General features: G+C 48.2%; 19 protein-coding genes and 1 riboswitch. Of the genes, 16 read left to right on the forward strand and 3 right to left on the reverse strand.

All coding sequences use genetic code 11. The annotated features are described in order from the left end of the window. Positions 1-222 precede the first annotated feature (222 nt). From DEALDRAFT_RS05535 to DEALDRAFT_RS16840, 3 genes are all read left to right on the forward strand, one after another. Positions 223-1,101: an Abi family protein gene (locus DEALDRAFT_RS05535; RefSeq protein ID WP_008515642.1), complete on the forward strand. Its 879-nt coding sequence runs from the start codon at positions 223-225 to the stop codon at positions 1,099-1,101. Positions 1,102-1,364: 263 nt separating this feature from the next. Continuing rightward, positions 1,365-1,838: a DUF1540 domain-containing protein gene (locus DEALDRAFT_RS05545; protein WP_161598019.1), complete on the forward strand. Its 474-nt coding sequence runs from the start codon at positions 1,365-1,367 to the stop codon at positions 1,836-1,838. A 232-nt stretch (positions 1,839-2,070) separates the two neighbouring features. Further along, positions 2,071-2,214: a hypothetical protein gene (locus DEALDRAFT_RS16840; RefSeq protein WP_008515645.1), complete on the forward strand. Its 144-nt coding sequence runs from the start codon at positions 2,071-2,073 to the stop codon at positions 2,212-2,214. 44 nt (positions 2,215-2,258) lie between these two features. On the opposite strand, the gene DEALDRAFT_RS05550 is transcribed toward DEALDRAFT_RS16840, so the two are convergent. Next, positions 2,259-2,927 carry a metal-dependent hydrolase gene (locus DEALDRAFT_RS05550; RefSeq protein WP_008515647.1) on the reverse strand — a complete coding sequence of 223 codons (669 nt, stop codon included), beginning with the start codon at positions 2,925-2,927 and terminating at the stop codon, positions 2,259-2,261. A 192-nt stretch (positions 2,928-3,119) separates the two neighbouring features. Here DEALDRAFT_RS05550 and DEALDRAFT_RS05555 point away from each other — a divergent pair, with 192 nt between their 5' ends. From DEALDRAFT_RS05555 to DEALDRAFT_RS15905, 5 genes are all read left to right on the forward strand, one after another. Next, positions 3,120-3,992 carry an NAD(P)/FAD-dependent oxidoreductase gene (locus DEALDRAFT_RS05555; RefSeq protein ID WP_008515650.1) on the forward strand — a complete coding sequence of 291 codons (873 nt, stop codon included), beginning with the start codon at positions 3,120-3,122 and terminating at the stop codon, positions 3,990-3,992. A gap of 144 nt (positions 3,993-4,136) precedes the next feature. Further along, positions 4,137-5,027, forward strand: coding sequence for an AAA family ATPase (locus DEALDRAFT_RS05560; protein WP_008515651.1), 891 nt, complete (start codon positions 4,137-4,139; stop codon positions 5,025-5,027). 5 nt (positions 5,028-5,032) lie between these two features. Then, positions 5,033-6,358 carry a vWA domain-containing protein gene (locus DEALDRAFT_RS05565; RefSeq protein ID WP_008515653.1) on the forward strand — a complete coding sequence of 442 codons (1,326 nt, stop codon included), beginning with the start codon at positions 5,033-5,035 and terminating at the stop codon, positions 6,356-6,358. Between the two features lie 22 nt (positions 6,359-6,380). Then, the gene (locus DEALDRAFT_RS05570) at positions 6,381-7,133 is read left to right on the forward strand and encodes an ATP-binding protein (protein ID WP_008515655.1); all 753 of its coding nucleotides are present in this window, start codon (positions 6,381-6,383) and stop codon (positions 7,131-7,133) included. A 198-nt stretch (positions 7,134-7,331) separates the two neighbouring features. Then, on the forward strand, positions 7,332-8,420 hold the full coding sequence (locus tag DEALDRAFT_RS15905) for a LysM peptidoglycan-binding domain-containing M23 family metallopeptidase (RefSeq protein ID WP_008515658.1): 1,089 nt from the start codon (positions 7,332-7,334) through the stop codon (positions 8,418-8,420). Between the two features lie 131 nt (positions 8,421-8,551). On the opposite strand, the gene DEALDRAFT_RS05580 is transcribed toward DEALDRAFT_RS15905, so the two are convergent. Beyond that, entirely contained in the window at positions 8,552-9,154 is a 603-nt protein-coding gene (locus DEALDRAFT_RS05580) for a trimeric intracellular cation channel family protein (protein WP_008515659.1), read from the reverse strand. A 143-nt stretch (positions 9,155-9,297) separates the two neighbouring features. Between DEALDRAFT_RS05580 and sfsA the strand changes: the two genes are divergently transcribed. The 5 genes from sfsA to metK all read left to right on the forward strand — a co-directional run bounded on the left by sfsA (position 9,298) and on the right by metK (position 14,258). After that, entirely contained in the window at positions 9,298-9,996 is a 699-nt protein-coding gene (sfsA, locus tag DEALDRAFT_RS05585; protein ID WP_040378548.1) for a DNA/RNA nuclease SfsA, read from the forward strand. Positions 9,997-10,025: 29 nt separating this feature from the next. Further along, a complete protein-coding gene (locus DEALDRAFT_RS05590) occupies positions 10,026-10,685 on the forward strand; it encodes a phosphoribosyltransferase (RefSeq protein ID WP_008515664.1) in 660 nt (219 codons plus the stop codon). 43 nt (positions 10,686-10,728) lie between these two features. Continuing rightward, positions 10,729-12,324 (forward strand): MBL fold metallo-hydrolase RNA specificity domain-containing protein, encoded by a 1,596-nt coding sequence (locus DEALDRAFT_RS05595; RefSeq protein ID WP_008515665.1) that lies wholly within the window; start codon positions 10,729-10,731, stop codon positions 12,322-12,324. Between the two features lie 21 nt (positions 12,325-12,345). Beyond that, the gene (fabZ, locus tag DEALDRAFT_RS05600; protein WP_008515668.1) at positions 12,346-12,780 is read left to right on the forward strand and encodes a 3-hydroxyacyl-ACP dehydratase FabZ; all 435 of its coding nucleotides are present in this window, start codon (positions 12,346-12,348) and stop codon (positions 12,778-12,780) included. Positions 12,781-12,851: 71 nt separating this feature from the next. Beyond that, positions 12,852-12,955, forward strand: a riboswitch (SAM riboswitch). A 103-nt stretch (positions 12,956-13,058) separates the two neighbouring features. Then, positions 13,059-14,258, forward strand: coding sequence for a methionine adenosyltransferase (metK, locus tag DEALDRAFT_RS05605; RefSeq protein WP_008515670.1), 1,200 nt, complete (start codon positions 13,059-13,061; stop codon positions 14,256-14,258). Positions 14,259-14,298: 40 nt separating this feature from the next. On the opposite strand, the gene DEALDRAFT_RS05610 is transcribed toward metK, so the two are convergent. Further along, on the reverse strand, positions 14,299-14,709 hold the full coding sequence (locus DEALDRAFT_RS05610) for a hypothetical protein (protein WP_008515672.1): 411 nt from the start codon (positions 14,707-14,709) through the stop codon (positions 14,299-14,301). 284 nt (positions 14,710-14,993) lie between these two features. Here DEALDRAFT_RS05610 and DEALDRAFT_RS05615 point away from each other — a divergent pair, with 284 nt between their 5' ends. From DEALDRAFT_RS05615 to recD2, 3 genes are all read left to right on the forward strand, one after another. Continuing rightward, on the forward strand, positions 14,994-15,218 hold the full coding sequence (locus DEALDRAFT_RS05615) for a DUF1659 domain-containing protein (RefSeq protein WP_008515674.1): 225 nt from the start codon (positions 14,994-14,996) through the stop codon (positions 15,216-15,218). A 30-nt stretch (positions 15,219-15,248) separates the two neighbouring features. Then, positions 15,249-15,467, forward strand: a complete 219-nt coding sequence (locus tag DEALDRAFT_RS05620; protein ID WP_008515676.1) for a DUF2922 domain-containing protein — start codon at positions 15,249-15,251, stop codon at positions 15,465-15,467. Positions 15,468-15,573: 106 nt separating this feature from the next. Next, positions 15,574-17,748, forward strand: a complete 2,175-nt coding sequence (recD2, locus tag DEALDRAFT_RS05625; RefSeq protein WP_008515679.1) for an SF1B family DNA helicase RecD2 — start codon at positions 15,574-15,576, stop codon at positions 17,746-17,748.

Consider the following 17,748-nt stretch of genomic DNA (forward strand, 5'->3'; position numbering starts at 1 on the left):
AAACCACGGATTTTTTTGAACTCCCGTGGTTTTTTATTTTTTCTCTATTTTTTTCATTTGTATGCCAATTTGTAGAGGTTGCCCATTATCAACGGCAAATACAAAATCATGCATTGCTGGTTGACAGAGCATCAGATTAGCTGTATGATGAAGTCAACAGAGCCCACCACGCCTCTTAACAATGCGGACCAGGGTGGGACATTTTTATTTCTGGAGAAGATCATGGGCAATAATAGTGAGAAGGCCAGGATCAAAAAGCCAACCACCTTTGGAGAGCAAGTCAATATATTAAAAAGCAGGGGCTTGGCAATTAAAGATGAAGAGCGGGCTATAGAAACCCTTAGCAGAATAAATTATTATCGGCTAAGTGCATACATGCTTTCATATAAGGCCGATAATAAGTTTTATGAAGGGGTATCATTTGACGATGTCTATAGTCTTTATGAGTTCGATAAAAAGCTACGCAGCATGATTATGGGCGTGTTGGAAACTATTGAAGTTGCTTTTAGAACACATATTTCATATATAATCGCTCATAAATATGGGGCGACAGGCTACGAAAACCAGGAGAACTTTAGAAATACAACTCATCATAGTAACATGATGCAAAAAATTAAAGAAGAAATAGAACGAAGTGATGAGGTTTTTGTACAGCACCACAAATCAGCTTACGAAGGAGTTTTCCCTGTTTGGGTTGTTATTGAACTGACTTCTTTTGGTCTGTTGTCAAAAATTTACAACAACATGAGAGACGATGATCAAAATAAAATAGCTGGCGATTACTATAATACAAAGGGTGAGTATGTTAAGTCTTGGCTGTACGCTTTATCAGTTTTTAGAAATATTTGTGCGCACTACGGAAGATTATATGACAGGCGTCTAAAAATCACCCCAAAATTATTTAGGGGTGACATGAAAAAGGGGATAAAGAATGATACGGTATTTTCTGTACTTTTTATCACCGGTAGGTTGCTACGGAACAAAAGTGAGTGGAAGAATTTTGTGACAAACCTTACGGCTTTAATCGAGAATACCGAACAAGTAGACTTGAAATTGATGGGTTTTCCTGATAATTGGGAGGAAGTACTTAGAACAATATAGTTGCGTGAGATTATGGCCAATGGGTTTTCCTTCCGGCTCCATACAAATGCAGAAACCATGAGAGCTTTGAACTGCTCCCGTGGTTTTTTTATTTCCCTGAACTCTTTGCTTTTCCACCCACCTTTCAAATTTGTTTGCAAGAATATTTTCCACAATAACAGAACGGTGGACTTTGTGTATCGGTACAGAAATGGCCGGCGTCAAAGCAGATTCTCCATTGTTGATGTCTTAGAGAAATAAAATGATTTTAAATGCCGGAGGATATGACCAGGATTGAAGATACGCCCTGCGGTACCGTCGGAATTGGCGGTGTTTTTTTGTTGTCAATTTGCCATACTAAGCGGTATGGGGGTGGGAAGATGGCACGTGTTGTTTGCAGGGCAGTGTATTGTGCGCATAATGTGGGCGGCGATTTTTGTAACGCCGCAGGAATCACCATAAATGAAAATAAGTCGGGTGAAGAAGAAACAGATTGTAGTACTTTTTTGCCAAGGGATTTTTCCGCATCGCTTTCTTCCATGGATAATGTAAACTATGCCGGCATGGTGGCCCGTGCTTTTAGCCGACTGCCGCTGGCTAATCCGGATGTAGAGTGTGAAGTGGATTACTGTGAATATCATAACGGAGATAAAGGTTGCGCAGCCGGAGAAATCCAGGTTCTAAGCGCCAATGCGCTTACCTCGGCGGAAACCTTTTGCGGCACGTACCGACCTAAATCGATAGGAGATTATAAATGATAGAATTTTTTAAACTTTCCATTGTGAAATACTAGACAAAACATTGAGCCCATGTTATTATTAGAACAAGCACAGAGAATTACTAACAATAAGGTAGCGGTTTTTTATTTAGGATAAAATGTGAAGAAGGTAACAATCAGTACGTAGTTGCTTGAAAATTCAGAGGAATAAATATTTTAACAATAGGAAGAATAGTTGGGGGAAATACTACTGAGAAAGGGAGGTAAACAGCATGGCAACCACTCAAATTCAAAGCCTTTCCGAAGCGAGGGATGAACTCCTCCGCGAGTTCATGCTAGCCTCAGGGAATTACAAAGCTGAGATTCTGGCAAAGATCATGGAATTAGATGAGCAAATTGAACAGCGCCAAAACTGACAAAATGCCGACGATGCATAAATCGTCGGCATTTTGTGTTTCTGCTAAACCTGCACATCTTCGCCTGGATTTAAAACCAGGCAGCGGCTGGAGGTGTTTTTCTCCACCTTGTTTTTAAATTCCAGCGGATCGGCGGCAATCAGCGGCCAGGTATTGTAATGGAAGGGGATAACCGTATCTGCACCCACGAACTTGGTGGCGTACACCGCATCATCAATGTCCATGGTGAAATTTCCGCCGATGGGGACTAAAAAGAGGTTAATGCGCTCTATTTCGCCCAGCAGTTTCATGTCACCAAACAGGCTGGTGTCTCCGGCAAAGTAAACAGTAAACTCACCGAAATTGAGGATGAAGCCGCAGGCATGACCTCCGGCAATGCCGGCTCCGTGAAAGGCCGGGGTGACACGGACATAACCAAATTCAAACTTTGTTTTTCCACCCACATGCATGGGATGTCCTTTGACATCCTCTTTTTCGCATTCCTGGATAATTTCAAAGGTAGAAATTACTGTGGCTCCCGTTCTTTTGGCAATTTCAAATGTGTCCCCCAGATGGTCGGCATGGGCGTGGGAGACAAAGATGTAATCTGCCTGCACTTCATCTGCTTTTACAGTAGCCTGTGGGTTATCGGTGATGAAGGGGTCAAAAAGATACGTTTTGCCGTTCTGCTCCAGTTGAAAGCAGGCGTGGCCGAGAAAGCGGACATTAGGCATTACATTTCCTCCTAATCTCTTTTTTGTATAGCATACTTTTGTTTGTCTGTATTATACCATTTTTAACCTGTGAGACAAGGAGAGGAAAATAAATGCAGGAATAATCAGACAAAATGACGAAATATCGCAAAGATGCTTAATGACTACCATGATTGCGTATGCTAATGATGATAAATGTGAGGAGGGATTTTTGTGGAAAAGGTTGATGTGGCCATTATCGGATGCGGTCCTGCCGGACTGTCTGCGGCGGTAAATGTAAAAGCGCGAAACCGAAGCGTATTGTTGGTGGGTCCCAAGCTTTGCAGCTCGGCGTTGCATAAGGCTCATAGGGTAAATAATTATCTGGGCATGCCCGGATTATCCGGTGATGAACTGCGTAAGAGCTTTATTCGCCATGTACGGGAAATGGGTGTTGATATTACCCAGGTAAGTGTTTCAGGCATCTTTCCCATGGGAGATTCCTTTCAGCTGCAGGTCCAGGACGAGTTCTGGGAAGCCAGGACAGTTATTTTAACCACTGGAGTTTTTGCGGCTAAAAGCCTGCCCGGTGAAAACACATATGTGGGCAAAGGTATCTCTTACTGCGGTACCTGTGACGCCATGTTCTACCGGGATAAAACCATTGCGGTGCTGGCTGATGACGTGGAGCATGAGGATGAAGTGCGCTTTTTAGCGGAAGTGGCCAAAAAGGTCTACTTCCTGCCCAAGTATGAGAAAACCGGTGAACTGCTGCCCAACGTGGAAGTCCTCCGTGATAAGGTAAAAGAGTTTCAGGGCGGTGAAAGAATGGAAACCCTGCTTTTGGCTGAAGGCGGGGAGCTAAATGTGGACGGAGCCTTTCTGCTAAAAGAGCAGATGCCCATGGCCCAGCTGGTAAACGGTTTGGAATTGGTTGAAAAGCATATTAAAGTTGATACCAATATGGCTACCAATATTCCCGGAGTTTTTGCCGCCGGAGATGTGGCGGGTAAGCCGTATCAGGTAGCCAAGGCTGTGGGGCAGGGTCAGCTGGCTGCATTAAGTGCGGTGGCCTATGTGGACAGCAAGAAAGGGGCGCCGGTTTAAAAAATAACGTTTTATTAATCCAACGACACCCGTATTCTGCGAGAATGGTAGTAGAATTTTCTGAAAGTGTGATTTGTGTCATGTTCCGGCACAAATGCCACAGGATATAATGTAATTACATCAAAGAGGAAGGGTGATGGAGTGATGGACGTTTCAATTGCTGATTTACGCAAAGCGTTTGAAGAAGTGGGTTATATTACCGATGAACAGGTGATTATCACCGTTTATCTGTCTTTAAAGCTGGAAAAGCCGCTTCTCATTGAAGGAGCCCCCGGTGTGGGTAAGACGGAACTGGCGAAGGTGCTTTCCCAGGTGTTTGCCACAGACCTGATTCGTCTGCAGTGTTATGAAGGACTGGATGAAAATAAAGCGCTTTATGAATGGAATTATCAGCGGCAGCTGTTAAAGATTCAGATTTCCAAAGAGACCGCCTGTACAGAGGACTTGGAACAGGATTTGTTTTCCCGGGAATATTTGCTGGAAAGGCCTTTGTTAAAAGCAATTCAGGCTGAGGAGAAGCCGGTTTTGCTGATTGACGAAATTGATAAGACCGACGAAGAGTTTGAAGCTTTTCTTTTTGAGGTTCTTTCTGATTTTCAGGTCTCAGTTCCCGAGTTGGGCACGCTGACTGCCAACCGGATCCCCATGGTGGTGTTGACCAGTAACAATGAGCGGGAGCTCTCCGATGGGTTGAAAAGGCGCTGTGTATACCTGTATCTTGATTACCCCAGCGTGGAGCGGGAAATCGATATTATCCAGGCGCGTGTTCCCCAGTGCGGTGAAAAACTGGCCCACGAAATTGCCCGTGCCGTTTCGCTGGTGCGCAATGAACAGGAAATTAAGAAAAAGCCCTCCATTGCCGAGACGCTGGACTGGACCCGGGCGCTTTTGGCCATGGATAAGGATCGCTTAAACAAAAACGGTGTGGAGCAAACGCTGAACATGGTCCTGAAAACCAAAGGAGATATGGAGGCTTTCGAGAAAAAAATCGGAGCCGAACGCCTGGCGGAATATGCACGGTCGGATAAGGACTGATTGCGATGAAAAATTATCTGGAGATTAATGTGGTGCGCTTTATTCATCTGCTGCGCCATGCCGGTATCCGCATTGGCAGCGGAGAGGTAATTGATGCCCTGCAGGCCCTGACGCTGATGGATTTATCCGACAGGGAAGCGGTGCGTGCCGCCCTTAAGGCAACGCTGGTGAAACGGCCCGGTGAGCAGCAGGTGTTCGATAAAGCATTTGATATATTTTTTGCACCGCCGGAGATGCAACAGGAACGCCAGGCCGACTACCAGCAGAAACAGGAATACCGCCAGCAGATGCTGGATGAGGCCACCGAAGATCTGAGTTTTCAGGGAACTCCCATGGATATCTCCGACCAGGAGAAGACGGTGTATGCCAGCATTCCCGAGCAGGATCGGGAAAAACTGCAGGACTATATTAACAAAACGGCGGGCGGCAAGAATGTGGAAGAGCATTTTCGCCCCTTATTGGAAAGTGTGGTCAAAGGGTCGCTGTCTTACTGGCGTAAGAACCTGCGCAACGAAATAGATTTGTCTGAAGCGCCCAAAACCGGCGATGAAGAACTGGACGCCATGGTTGAAGGGGTGGGTAGCGGCGGTGGCGACGGCTCTTTGTTGGAAGAAGACATGCAAAATATTGCCGATAAAGATGTTCCCCGGGCCCGTGCCTTAATCCGTAAACTGGCACGGCAGATGGTGGCGCGGATTAGCCGGCGCTACCGGCAGAGCAAAAAGCACAAGCAGCTTGATTTACGTAAAAGCATCCGTCATAATATCCGCTTCGGCGGCACCATGTTCCGTCTGCGCTACCGCAGCCGCCGGATACAAAAACCTAAAATTGTGCTGATTTGTGATGTTTCCGGGTCCATGGCCCGCTACGCCAGTTTCGTGATGCAGTTTATCTATGGTATTCATGATGTGGTGGGCAGTATTGAAAGTTTTGTCTTTTCCGAGGACGTGGAACGGGTAACCGGCTATTTCCAGCACGGCTCGGATTTTAACGCCACCATGCTGGAGGTAGTTAACCGCTCAACGGAATGGGGACGCGGCACTAACCTGGGAGCGTCACTGAAGTCTCTCAGGCAAAAATACCCGGATGCCCTGTCCGGCCAGAGCTATGTGCTCATTGTCAGTGATACAAAAACCATGGCTTTGGAAGACAGTGTGCAGGAATTGGAGCAAATTAAAAGAATCGTTAAAGATGTCATCTGGCTCAACACACTGCCCGATGATGAATGGGACGGGAAATCTGTGCAAATGTTTCAGAAAATAGTGCGGATGTATCCCTGCAATACGCTGTCTGATTTAGAAAAGGTCATGCGGCAAAAAATAATAGCCTAGGTACAGAACAGGAGGATGTAACATGAAACAGATTGCTATAGCCGGTAAGGGCGGTGTGGGCAAAACCACATTTACAGCGCTGATGCTGCGCCATATCCTAAAGAACAAGGCCAATAAAACAGTGCTGGCGGTGGATGCGGACCCCAACGCCAACCTAAATGAAGCGCTGGGCCTGGAAGTGGAAGACACCATTTCCACCATGCTGGAAGAAACCAAAAAACCCGGTGCTATTCCCACCGGCATGACAAAGGAAATGTTTATTGAATACAAACTGCAGCAGGCCTTGGTGGAAACTAAGAGTTACGACCTGTTGGTGATGGGTAATCCGCAGGGTTCCGGCTGCTACTGCTATCCCAATGACTTGTTGCGCAAACACCTGGAAACGCTGCGTGATAACTATGACTATGTAACTGTAGACAACGAAGCGGGCCTGGAGCATTTGAGCCGCCGCATCATCAATAACGTCCACACCCTGATTGTGGTCAGTGACGCTTCCGCCCGCAGTATTCGCTCTGCCGGCAGAGTTCATGAAATCGTAAAAAATGTGAAACTGGACTTGGAGGAAATCGGCCTGGTGGTCACCAAAGTAACAGGCAATGAAATTGAAGACCTGCAGCCGGAAATCGATAAAACCGGTCTGAAGCTTTTGGGCACCGTGCCGCTGGATCCCCTGGTTGCCGAATATGATGTAAAGAGCAAGGCGCTGGTGGACCTGCCCGACGATGCACTATCGGTGCAGGCGGTGGAACAGATTTTAAATAAGATCAACCTGTAGTTAGTACAGATAAAGCCTCGCATTCCCCACTTTAGGGATGCGGGGCTTTTGCTTGCATTTATTAAAAATTGCTGACAAAAAGTAAATCGTGGAGGAAATCAATAGCTTTGATATGAAGACAAACATATATATTTTAGCTCTCTACCGCCGTCGCTTTGTAACTTGCAAAAGCGTTTTTATTTTTGAGGAGGTATACAAATGAGGCGCAAAATTATTATGTTAATGCTATTGCCGGCGCTGATGTTGTTATTAGCCGGCTGTAATGAGATTGAGGAAACCTTTGCAACGGATAGCCAGCCGCCAGGAATAAAAGAAGAAGAGACAAATTCCGGCGATGATTTAACGACTGAGGATGATGCGTCAGATGAGCAAGAAAATGCAAAAGAGGATGCAGAGAAAGAAGAGGAAACAGAGGGTAAGGAGGAAAAGGAGAGAGAAAGCATACCAGAAGACAGGGAGGAAGAAATAGAATACAGAGTCAAAAAAGGAGACACCCTAACTAAAATTGCGGCCAGGTACCATGTTGAAACAGAGGCAATAATTAATAAAAATGAACTGCACAATCCCAATTTAATTAAGGCGGGAGAGTTGCTCGTAATACCACCGCCAGGGGTGGAAATACCTGTTCCTGATTCTCTGAAGAGGCAGAAAGCAGAACAACCTGCTTTGCGGGAGGGGGGCAATAAACCGGCAGAATTAGATTTTAAAAGAATGTCGGCAGCTCAGCTTATTAACGCGCTCTCATATATGAAAATGCCCATCAAGGGGGCAGCTGTAACCTCAGTAAACGGACAGTTACCTAATGCCCCACGTAGCTATCGTAACGGTGTGCATGAAGGGTTGGACTTTTACAATACTGCAGGAAAGTCTGTACGGGCGGTGGCGGATGGGAAAATAATCCGGGCTGATCATGACTTTAAAGAGATGACGCCAAAAGAGTATGATAAAGCCATAGAAAGGGCAATGGCAGCCAGTATTACCCCGGAGGAGATTTTGGACAAGCTGCGCGGAATGCAAGTTTGGATTGAACATAAGGATGGTGTAGTGACCAGATATTGTCACCTGGATAGTATTTCTTCCGATGTGAAGGTCGGCCAAAGCGTAAGTCAGGGGCAAACAATTGGCAAGGTGGGCAACACAGGTACAAAAAACTCTGTGGTTGGGGAAAATTTAAGTGCCAGTGGTGCGCCGCATTTACATTTTGAAATCTGGTATCAAGGGGCTTTCCTGGGCCAGGGCCGTCCTTTAAGTGAAGTGCGCAAGATTTATACGCAAGTTTTAAGGTAAACCAGGAGCAAGGTAAGAAATAAGCACAAAAGGAGTCACCGCAAAAAACGACCGTCTCCAAATGAGGCGGTCGTCTCTATATGCTTTAGTATTATAATCTAAAGCGCACAAAAAGCACCTTGTCTGTGAAGTTAATGGGGGCGCGGCAGCTTCCAGCCAAAACGAATGGCCAGCACCCGCAGGACTATGACCAGGAGGGTAGTGACAGCCATGGTAGCGTTTTGGGGTGCCTGCAGTGAATTTAAGGCCAGATAGGTTATGCCACCTAATATACAGCTCACGGCATAAAAATCCCTGGTGAGCACAAAGGGAATTTCGCCGGCCAACACATCGCGGATCATGCCACCGGCTACTGCTGTGATGGTGCCCAGGATTACTGCACTGGTGGCGGTAATATCCACCGACAAGGCTCGGGTCACACCAATGGTGACAAAGGTGCCCAGTCCCACCGCATCGGCCAGAAGGACAATGGACTTGATGCGCAGCAAGTACTCCACAAACAGGTAGGTAAAGAGGGAGCCGATAATTGCCACGTAAAAATAAACGTCCTGCCGAAAAACAAACGGTGGGAACTGCCCGATTAGCACTTCGCGGAGAGTACCGCCGCCGATGGCCGTCACAGTGCCCAGGACAATTATGCCAAACAGATCCATATTTTTTTTGACTCCCACCATGGCACCGGATACGGCAAAGAAAAAGGTGCCGGCCATATCTAAAAAGAACAGTAAACCCATAAAATCATCTCCTTGTGATTGAAAGAAATTCCTTTCTCTTTGTTGAAATTCCTGCCAAGGAGTATGTATTGGCAAAATGACACTAATAAATTTGTATTATTTGCCTTTTAAAGGTAAAATGAAAGGTGACTGTTTTGGAGGACATGATGATTCATTATACATTTTTACCAACTGTACCGGGAGTATTTGTGCGCCGCTTAAACCGCTTTGTGGCTGAAGTGGAATATGGGGGTCAGTTATGGCAGGCCCATATAGCCACCTCAGGCAGGCTGGGAGAGCTGCTTGTGCCCGGTGCCGAAGTTTTGCTGGAGAAAAGTGCAAAAAAAAACAGGCGCACCGCTTATAGCTTGCGGGTTGTGCGTTATCAGGGGGTGTGGGTTTCCATCGATGCCCAGATTCCCAACCGGTTGGTGGCCAAAGGACTGCAGGAAGGACTCCTGCCGCCTTTTGCAGAGTGCGAATTTATTCGCAGTGAGCCCGCTTATGCCGGCGGACGGTTCGACTTTCTCCTCTCCGATGCGGGGCAGGCCACCTATGTGGAGGTCAAGTCGGTTACGCTGGTGGAAGAAAAGGTAGGTTTGTTTCCCGATGCTCCCACCGAGCGCGGTCGCCGTCATCTGCAGCATTTGGGGGAGTTGGCCAAAGGAGGCTGCCGCTGTGCGGTAATCTTTGTTATTCAGCGAGATGATGCGGAAGCCTTTACCCCTAATGAACGCACCGATCCGGCTTTTGCCGGGGAGTTGAGGCAGGCGGTTGCCCACGGTGTGGAAGCTTTTGCCTATCGCTGTCAGGTGCGTCCCGCCGGAATTACCCTGACGGAGTCTGTGCCTGTTTTAGTCTGAAGATTAACTTCTTTGCGGAGGTGCTGTGAGTGATAACCCGTTATCGCAATCGCCGGGAAGCCGGAGAAATTCTGGCCCGGGAACTTGAAGGCTATAAGAATTACGACACAGTAATATATGCTGTGCCCAGAGGTGGTGTTCCTGTGGCGCTGCCGGTGGCAGATGCTTTGGATTCCCAGTTGGACCTTATTATCCCCCGGAAAATTCCCGCTCCCCATCAGCCGGAAGTTGCCATCGGTGCGGTCTGCGAGGACGGAGAGGTGCTGTTGGACCCTTATTTGGTTCAGCGACTGGGAATTAGTGATGAGTATATCAATGAAGCGGCAGCCCGTGAAGTGTCGGAAATCAAGAGGCGCCTGCAGGCTTACCGCGGCAAGCGACCCGTCACCGATTTGTCCGGGCGCACAGCCATGGTTATTGATGACGGAGTTGCTACCGGTTTTACCATCACCGCCGCGCTGCAGTCCATCTCTCGCCGTGGTCCCAGGGAATTGGTCCTGGCCGTTCCCGTGGCCCCGCCGGATACGGTGGAGACTCTCTCTCAGGAAGTGGACCGTATTTATTGCCCGCTGCAGCCGGAAAATTTTTATGCTGTGGGCCAATTTTATGATGATTTCAACCAGTTGACAGATGACGAAATTAGTCGGATGCTGCAGAAAAGGGAAACGCAGTACCCGGGTCGAACGTAAGATATAGAGAGAAAAGCCCCTGCTAGGGGAAATGGAGGCTAAAATGAAACTTACATTTTGCGGAGGCGCCAGAACGGTGACCGGTTCCGCCTTTTTGCTGGAAGCGGCGGGGAAAAAGTTGCTCATCGATTGCGGCCTGTTTCAGGGAGGAAAACGCCTGCGGGCCAGAAACTTCAGTCAGTATCCATATAATCCTGCGGAAATAGATTATATTATTTTGACCCATGCGCATATAGACCATTCGGGCCTGATTCCCCGCCTGGTAAAAGACGGCTTTCGCGGCCGAGTTTTGGCCACTCCGGCCACCACGGACCTGGCAAAAATAATGCTGCCCGACAGCGGCCACATTCAAATGATGGAGGCCGAGTGGACCAATCGCAAAAATAAACGGGCCGGGCGGCCTGAGGCTGACCCGCTGTATACTGTGGAAGATGCGGAAAAGGCACTTAACTATTTCGACAGTATCCCCTATTACCAGCAGGAAAATCTGTCAGAGGATATTATCCTTAAATTTTATGATGCCGGCCATATTCTGGGCTCTGCCATTACCGAGCTGATAATTACCGAAAACGGTAAGCCGGAAACGGTGGTATTTACAGGTGATTTGGGCAAGTCAAATCAGCCCATTATCCGCGACCCCGATGTGCTGGAAGAGGCGGATTACCTGATTATTGAGGGAACTTACGGTACAAGGGATCATGAAGAGGAAGAGCAGAAGCTGGAAAAACTGCAAACCCTGATTCATGAGACGGTGAACAAGCAGGGTAACATTGTGGTACCATCCTTTGCGGTGGGGCGTACTCAGGAAATGCTCTATTTTATGAGCCGGCTGATGCGCGACCATAAGATTCCCAACATTCCCATTTATATCGACAGTCCGCTGGCTATTTCCGCCACCGAGATTTTTTCCCGTCATCCTGAATGTTTTGATTTGCAGATGCGCCAGCTTTTGCACAGCGGCCAGGATCCTTTCCATTTTCCCGAGGCCATATTCACACAAACTGCGGAAGAATCACAAAAAATTAACCGTCTTCCCGGCGGGGCCATGATTATCTCCGCCAGCGGCATGGCCGATGCGGGACGGATCAAGCATCATCTCAAACACAACCTGTGGCGGGAGGAATCCACCGTGCTTTTCGTGGGTTACCAGGCCGAAGGGACATTAGGTCGCCGCATCCGGGAAGGGCGCAAAAAAGTAAAGATTTTTGGCGAAGAAATCATGGTTAGGGCCCGCATCGAGGCCATTGACGGGTTCAGTGCCCATGCAGACCGGACGGAACTTTTAAAATGGCTTGGCAAATTTCAGCAGATGCCCAAGCAGGTTATTCTGGTTCACGGTGAAGAAGACGTGCTGACGTCCTTCTCCGCTGAGATTGAAAAAAAATTCGAGGTCTCCACCTATATACCCAACTATATGGAGACCATGGAATTAAAGCCTCTGCCCGAAGAAGTGGAAGACACTTCTCAGGTGATGGCCAAGTTGAAAGCGCGGGAGCTTTTGCGGGAGTGGCTGGACTTTTCCGAGGAATTTACCTCCCGTCTGGAGCTGGCCCTGTTGGAAGAGGACGATGAAGAGCGGCTTATTCAGTTGGAAAAAGAGCTGGAATCCATCAAAGGTTGTTTGGTGGAAAACTTTTAAGTGCAGTTAAGGAGGAGTTTTATGTCACAGGAGTGGGATATTCAGTCGGTTTTGCCCCACCGCTACCCTTTTTTGCTGGTGGATAAAATGTTGGATGTTGTGCCGGGCCAGTCGGCCAAAGGCATGAAGAATGTAACCATTAACGAGCCTTTTTTTCAGGGGCACTTTCCCGGCTACCCGGTGATGCCCGGAGTGCTTATTGTGGAGGCCATGGCCCAGGTTGGCGCCTTTGCCATTCTCAGCATGGAGGGAAATGACGATAAGCTGGCGCTTTTTACCGGCATTGACAACCTGCGTTTTAAAAAGCAGGTGGTACCCGGCGATACCCTGGTATTGGAGATGGAGATTCAGAAAATCCGCGGGCCGGTGGGCAAGGGGCGCGGCACAGCCACTGTGGAAGGCAAAGTGGTGGCCTCCGGCGATTTAATGTTTGCCTTGGTGGATAAGGAACAATAAAAAAATATTTGACAACCATATCCATATCCTTTATTATTTAATCTGGAGCTTGTGAATAATACAATTAAATACTCTTATCAAGAGAAGGTGGAGGGACTGGCCCGATGAAACCCGGCAACCGGACACGCGTCGCGGTGCTAATTCCAGCAGGGAGTGAAACCCTGATAGATAAGAGAGGTTACTTCTCAAATAAGAACCTCTTTCATCGAAAGAGGTTCTTTTATTTGTCTGCAGTGTAATTTTTGCACAATGAGTAAAACTAAACCAAGGGGGTATGAATGATGGGCAAAAACTTTTTATTTACCTCGGAATCGGTCACCGAAGGGCATCCTGATAAAGTCTGTGACCAGATTTCCGATGCCATACTGGATGCTATCTTTGCGCAGGATCCTACAGCGCGGGTGGCGGCGGAGACTTCTGTAACCACCGGCCTGGTGTTGGTAGCGGGTGAAATCACCACATCCTGCTATGTGGACATTGCCAAAATTGTGCGTAAGACCGTAAAGGATATCGGGTATACCCGGGCCAAATATGGTTTTGACGGCGATACCTGTGCTGTTTTAACCTCCATTGATGAACAGTCTCCGGACATTGCCATGGGTGTTGACCGTTGTTTTGAAGCCAAGGCGGGCAATTACTCCGAAGAAGAACTGGAAGCAATCGGAGCCGGTGACCAGGGCATGATGTTTGGCTATGCCTGTAATGAAACGCCGGAGCTGATGCCCCTGCCCATTGCCATGGCTCACAAACTGGCGCGGCAGCTGGCAGCGGTGCGCAAAGACGGTACCTTCCCGTACCTTCGTCCCGATGGAAAAACTCAGGTGACGGTAAGATACGAGGACGGTAAGCCGGTGGGCATTGACACCATCGTAGTGTCTACCCAGCATCAGGAAGATGTGTCCCTGGATATCATTAAAAGAGATGTGTTGGAAGCGGTGGTACATAAAATTGTACCCGCAGAATACCTGAGCAAAGACACTCAGTACTATGTAAACCCCACAGGACGCTTTGTGGTGGGTGGCCCGCAGGGTGACGCCGGCCTCACCGGCCGGAAAATTATTGTGGATACTTACGGTGGTTATGCCCGCCATGGCGGCGGCGCGTTCTCCGGTAAGGATCCGACAAAAGTGGACCGTTCCGCCGCTTACGCAGCCCGTTATGTGGCTAAGAACGTGGTGGCCGCAGGCCTGGCCGATAAGTGTGAAGTTCAGCTGGCTTATGCCATTGGTGTGGCCCGTCCCCTCTCCTTAATGGTGGAAACCTTCGGCACCGCCAAGATCGCCGAAGAAAAAATTGAAGCACTGATTAATCAGCACTTTGATCTGCGTCCGGCAGCCATTATCCAAAACCTGGAGCTGCGCCGGCCCATTTACCAGCCCGTTGCCGCTTATGGCCATTTCGGCCGTGATGATTTGGACCTCCCCTGGGAAAAAACAGATAAAGCCGCTTTGCTTAAAGACGAAGCCGGCCTGAAGTAAAAACCGTATTTTAAAAGGGTGACGCATTTTGCGTCACCCTTTAATCGTTTTCAGGCAGTTTATCAATGAAGCGCTCTACGGCTTCAATATCCAGTTGCGGTTCTAAAATTTCGTATTCTGTACCGTTAATTTCTAGTGGTTTTGCAAAGGTAATTTGAAAGGCCTTCTCACCGTTTTCGTAAAACTCCGCTGCCCACCGATCCTCTGTACGCTCCTGTTGATCGCTGCTTTCCTGCAGGACAAAGTCTTCCAGATACCCGGTGAATTCCCAGATCTTTAATCTGTCTTCCGTCACTATACTTTCACCGGACGTACTGTGGACAAAGACGATTTTTGTGATACTTCCCAAATCGGTATCCGTAATTTCTTGTATGGTATTTTCCTGTGGGGTGCAACCCACAAGAAACAGGCTGCAGATGATAAACAATAGTATGTATTTTCTCAGAATCAATGCCGCCCCTCCCTACTGTATGAACAGTGCCGCTATATTATAGATGCATTTAAAGACAAAAAGGTTCCAGTGAATAACAAAAAATTTCCAAATATATTTTGTGCCCTGGCAAAAAGCTGTTATATGTTTAGTAAAGTTAATTATAAAAATGCTGGTTTCCTACTTAGGGTGTCCAGTTATTATTTGTTGCCTGTTGCTAAGCAAACTCCTTATTTGTCGCGGACAAATATTCCAATATATACTCACAATGCAAGATGATAAAGGCAAAAAGGGAGGTGAGCAAGATGGCTGTGATTTTGGAAAAGAATTATTCACGCTGTCAGGTTACCCTGGAAAACGGCATTGACAACGAAGGCAATCCCATTTTTGTCAGCCGCACTTTCGGCAGAATAGATCCGGAAACAACGCATCAGGATCTGTATGATGTGATGCAGGCTCTTTTGGAGCTGCAGGAGCTGCCGGTACGTGTTCTGCGGCGGTTGGATGACGGTGAACTGATTGTAGAGTAAAAAAAGCGCTGTCAGAAAGGAGGTGACGTGGTGGAAACCACTTTACAACTAATATTCAGAAATGAGGAAGGTTCACTGTTTACCATCAACCTTCCTTTCCCCAAGGAAGACCTGACCGAAGCCCAGCTGGCCGCAGCCATGGATGAGGTTATCGCTAAAAACATCTTTCGCAGCACCGGCGGGCCCTTGGTGCAAAAGGTCCGGGTCAGAAAAACTGCCCGTGAAGTAACCGAGCTGGTCTCGTTTTAAAATAATGAGCCCGAAAAACGGGAGGTCTGCCTCCCGTACATATGTTTGTTGCTACTGGGCAGGAGAACGACACTTCGTGTTGAATACATCAAGCGGAGGGGAAACAATGCATTGTCTGGAAGGGACCCTGGAACGAATTACATATTATAACGAAGAAACGCTGTTTTTGGTGGCGCGCCTGCGCTGTGCCGATGATGGCTTAAACACCATAATCGGTAATATGCCAAAGTTTGCAGTGGGTGAGCGACTTAAAGTGCAGGGCGACTGGTTCCAGCACAAAGAGTTCGGTCGCCAGTTTAAGGTGCAACAATACGAAGTTGTCCTGCCGCATAATGAAAAAGGCATTGAGCGGTTTCTTGCCTCCGGTCTCATTAAAGGCGTGGGCCCTTCCACCGCGGAAAAAATCGTGGAGCATTTTGGAGTGGATGCTCTGGAGATAATTGAAAATGACCCGGGCAGGCTGTGTGAAGTTGAGGGAATCGGGGTAAAAAAGGCCGCCACTATTTCAGACAGTTTGGCGGAGCGTCAGGAAATTATGAAAGTGATGACCTTTTTGCAAAGCTATGGCGTGACCATCGGTTTTGCTACCCGTATTTATCGTAAATACGGCGAGGAAACGGTGGCCCGGGTCAGTGAAAACCCCTATCGCCTGGCAGAAGATGTGTTTGGTGTGGGTTTTAAAACCGCAGATAAAATGGCTCTGGAGATGGGGATAACCGCCGACTCACCCCACCGCATCCGGGCCGCACTGTTATATTTACTAAAAGAGGCACAGGATGAAGGCCATGTTTTCCTGCCACGGGACAGTTTGCTGGAAAAGACGGTGGAGGCATTGTCCACCGGAGACAGTCCGCTGTCAACGGAATCGGTGCAGTCTCAACTGGAGAAGCTTTGCCAGGGCGGGCAGCTGATGCAGGAGGAATATGAGGGAGAGGCCGCGGTATACCAGGCTCCTTTATACTACGCTGAGCGTTATGTGGCTCAGCGCCTGCGGGAAATCGCTTCCTATCAGCTTTCTTTGGATACCGTTAATCTGGGCAGGGTGGAGGCAGAGGGGATTAATCTGGCTCCCGCTCAAAAGCAGGCGGTGCAGCAGGCTCTGGACACCGGTTTATTAGTGGTCACCGGCGGCCCCGGTACAGGAAAAACCACCACCATCCGTTCTTTGCTGGCCCTTTTTCAGCAGCATGGGCTGGAGGTGATGCTGGCTGCACCCACGGGGCGGGCCACAAAAAGAATGACGGAAGCCACCGGAATGGAAGCTAAAACCATTCACCGGCTGCTGGAGTATGCCCAAACCGAAGGGGAGGGGTTTTCTTTCCAGCGCAATGAGGAGCGGCCGCTTAAAAGCCATGTGGTTATTGTGGATGAAGCGTCCATGGTTGATTTGCTGCTGTTTTACCATTTACTCAAAGCTATCCCCCCCGGTTGCAAGCTGATTCTGGTGGGTGATATGGACCAGCTGCCTTCGGTGGGCGCCGGTAACGTGCTGCGGGATATTATTAATTCTGAAGCGGTGCCGGTTGCTAAGCTGGACCGCATCTTTCGCCAGTCCGGCGAAAGTGCCATCATCAGCAATGCGCATCGCGTTAACCAGGGGGAAATGCCGCAGTTAAACGGGGAGGCCACCGATTTTTTCTTCATCAATGAGAAAGACCCGGAACAGATTCTGGGCATGATTCTGGATTTATGCGGACGCCGCCTGCCCAAATATAAAAACAGCGATGCCATCGCCGATATTCAGGTGCTTTCCCCCATGCGACGCCACCTGCTGGGGGTTGATAACCTAAACGTCCACCTGCAGAAAACCCTGAATCCGCCGGCACCTTTTAAAACAGAGATGAAAGGCGGCGGCACCAACTTCCGCCTGGGCGACAAAGTAATGCAGATTCGCAATAATTACCAGAAAGAAGTGTTTAACGGCGATATCGGCTTTATTTCCTTTATCAACAAAGAGGACGGGGAAATGATCGTCCGTTTCCCCGATGTGGCCGGAGCGCGGGAGGTGATTTATGATCAGGCTGAACTGGACGAGCTGTCTTTGTCGTACGCGGTGTCTGTTCATAAAAGTCAGGGCAGCGAATATCCCATAGTAGTTCTACCGGTAGTTACACAACACTACATATTGTTACAGAGGAACCTACTTTACACAGCAATTACCCGTGCTAAGGAACTTGTTGTTTTGGTTGGAACAAAAAAAGCATTGGCTATCGCAGTAAAAAACAACAAGGTAGAGGCACGCTACACCAGGTTAGCGGCCAGGCTGGCCGAAAAGACTTAG

Origin of the sequence: Dethiobacter alkaliphilus AHT 1 (assembly GCF_000174415.1) — a bacterium.
GTDB lineage: Bacteria > Bacillota > Dethiobacteria > Dethiobacterales > Dethiobacteraceae > Dethiobacter > Dethiobacter alkaliphilus.

Excerpts from the sequence above, each read along its gene's own strand:
- DEALDRAFT_RS05535 (WP_008515642.1), top strand. The coding sequence starts at position 223 with ATGGGCAATAATAGTGAGAAGGCCAGGATCAAAAAGCCAACCACCTTT.
- DEALDRAFT_RS05545 (WP_161598019.1), top strand. The coding sequence starts at position 1,365 with ATGACCAGGATTGAAGATACGCCCTGCGGTACCGTCGGAATTGGCGGT.
- DEALDRAFT_RS16840 (WP_008515645.1), top strand. The coding sequence starts at position 2,071 with ATGGCAACCACTCAAATTCAAAGCCTTTCCGAAGCGAGGGATGAACTC.
- DEALDRAFT_RS05550 (WP_008515647.1), bottom strand. The coding sequence starts at position 2,927 with ATGCCTAATGTCCGCTTTCTCGGCCACGCCTGCTTTCAACTGGAGCAG.
- DEALDRAFT_RS05560 (WP_008515651.1), top strand. The coding sequence starts at position 4,137 with ATGGACGTTTCAATTGCTGATTTACGCAAAGCGTTTGAAGAAGTGGGT.
- DEALDRAFT_RS05565 (WP_008515653.1), top strand. The coding sequence starts at position 5,033 with ATGAAAAATTATCTGGAGATTAATGTGGTGCGCTTTATTCATCTGCTG.
- DEALDRAFT_RS05570 (WP_008515655.1), top strand. The coding sequence starts at position 6,381 with ATGAAACAGATTGCTATAGCCGGTAAGGGCGGTGTGGGCAAAACCACA.
- DEALDRAFT_RS15905 (WP_008515658.1), top strand. The coding sequence starts at position 7,332 with ATGAGGCGCAAAATTATTATGTTAATGCTATTGCCGGCGCTGATGTTG.
- DEALDRAFT_RS05580 (WP_008515659.1), bottom strand. The coding sequence starts at position 9,154 with ATGGGTTTACTGTTCTTTTTAGATATGGCCGGCACCTTTTTCTTTGCC.
- sfsA (WP_040378548.1), top strand. The coding sequence starts at position 9,298 with ATGATGATTCATTATACATTTTTACCAACTGTACCGGGAGTATTTGTG.
- DEALDRAFT_RS05595 (WP_008515665.1), top strand. The coding sequence starts at position 10,729 with ATGAAACTTACATTTTGCGGAGGCGCCAGAACGGTGACCGGTTCCGCC.
- fabZ (WP_008515668.1), top strand. The coding sequence starts at position 12,346 with ATGTCACAGGAGTGGGATATTCAGTCGGTTTTGCCCCACCGCTACCCT.
- metK (WP_008515670.1), top strand. The coding sequence starts at position 13,059 with ATGATGGGCAAAAACTTTTTATTTACCTCGGAATCGGTCACCGAAGGG.
- DEALDRAFT_RS05615 (WP_008515674.1), top strand. The coding sequence starts at position 14,994 with ATGGCTGTGATTTTGGAAAAGAATTATTCACGCTGTCAGGTTACCCTG.
- recD2 (WP_008515679.1), top strand. The coding sequence starts at position 15,574 with ATGCATTGTCTGGAAGGGACCCTGGAACGAATTACATATTATAACGAA.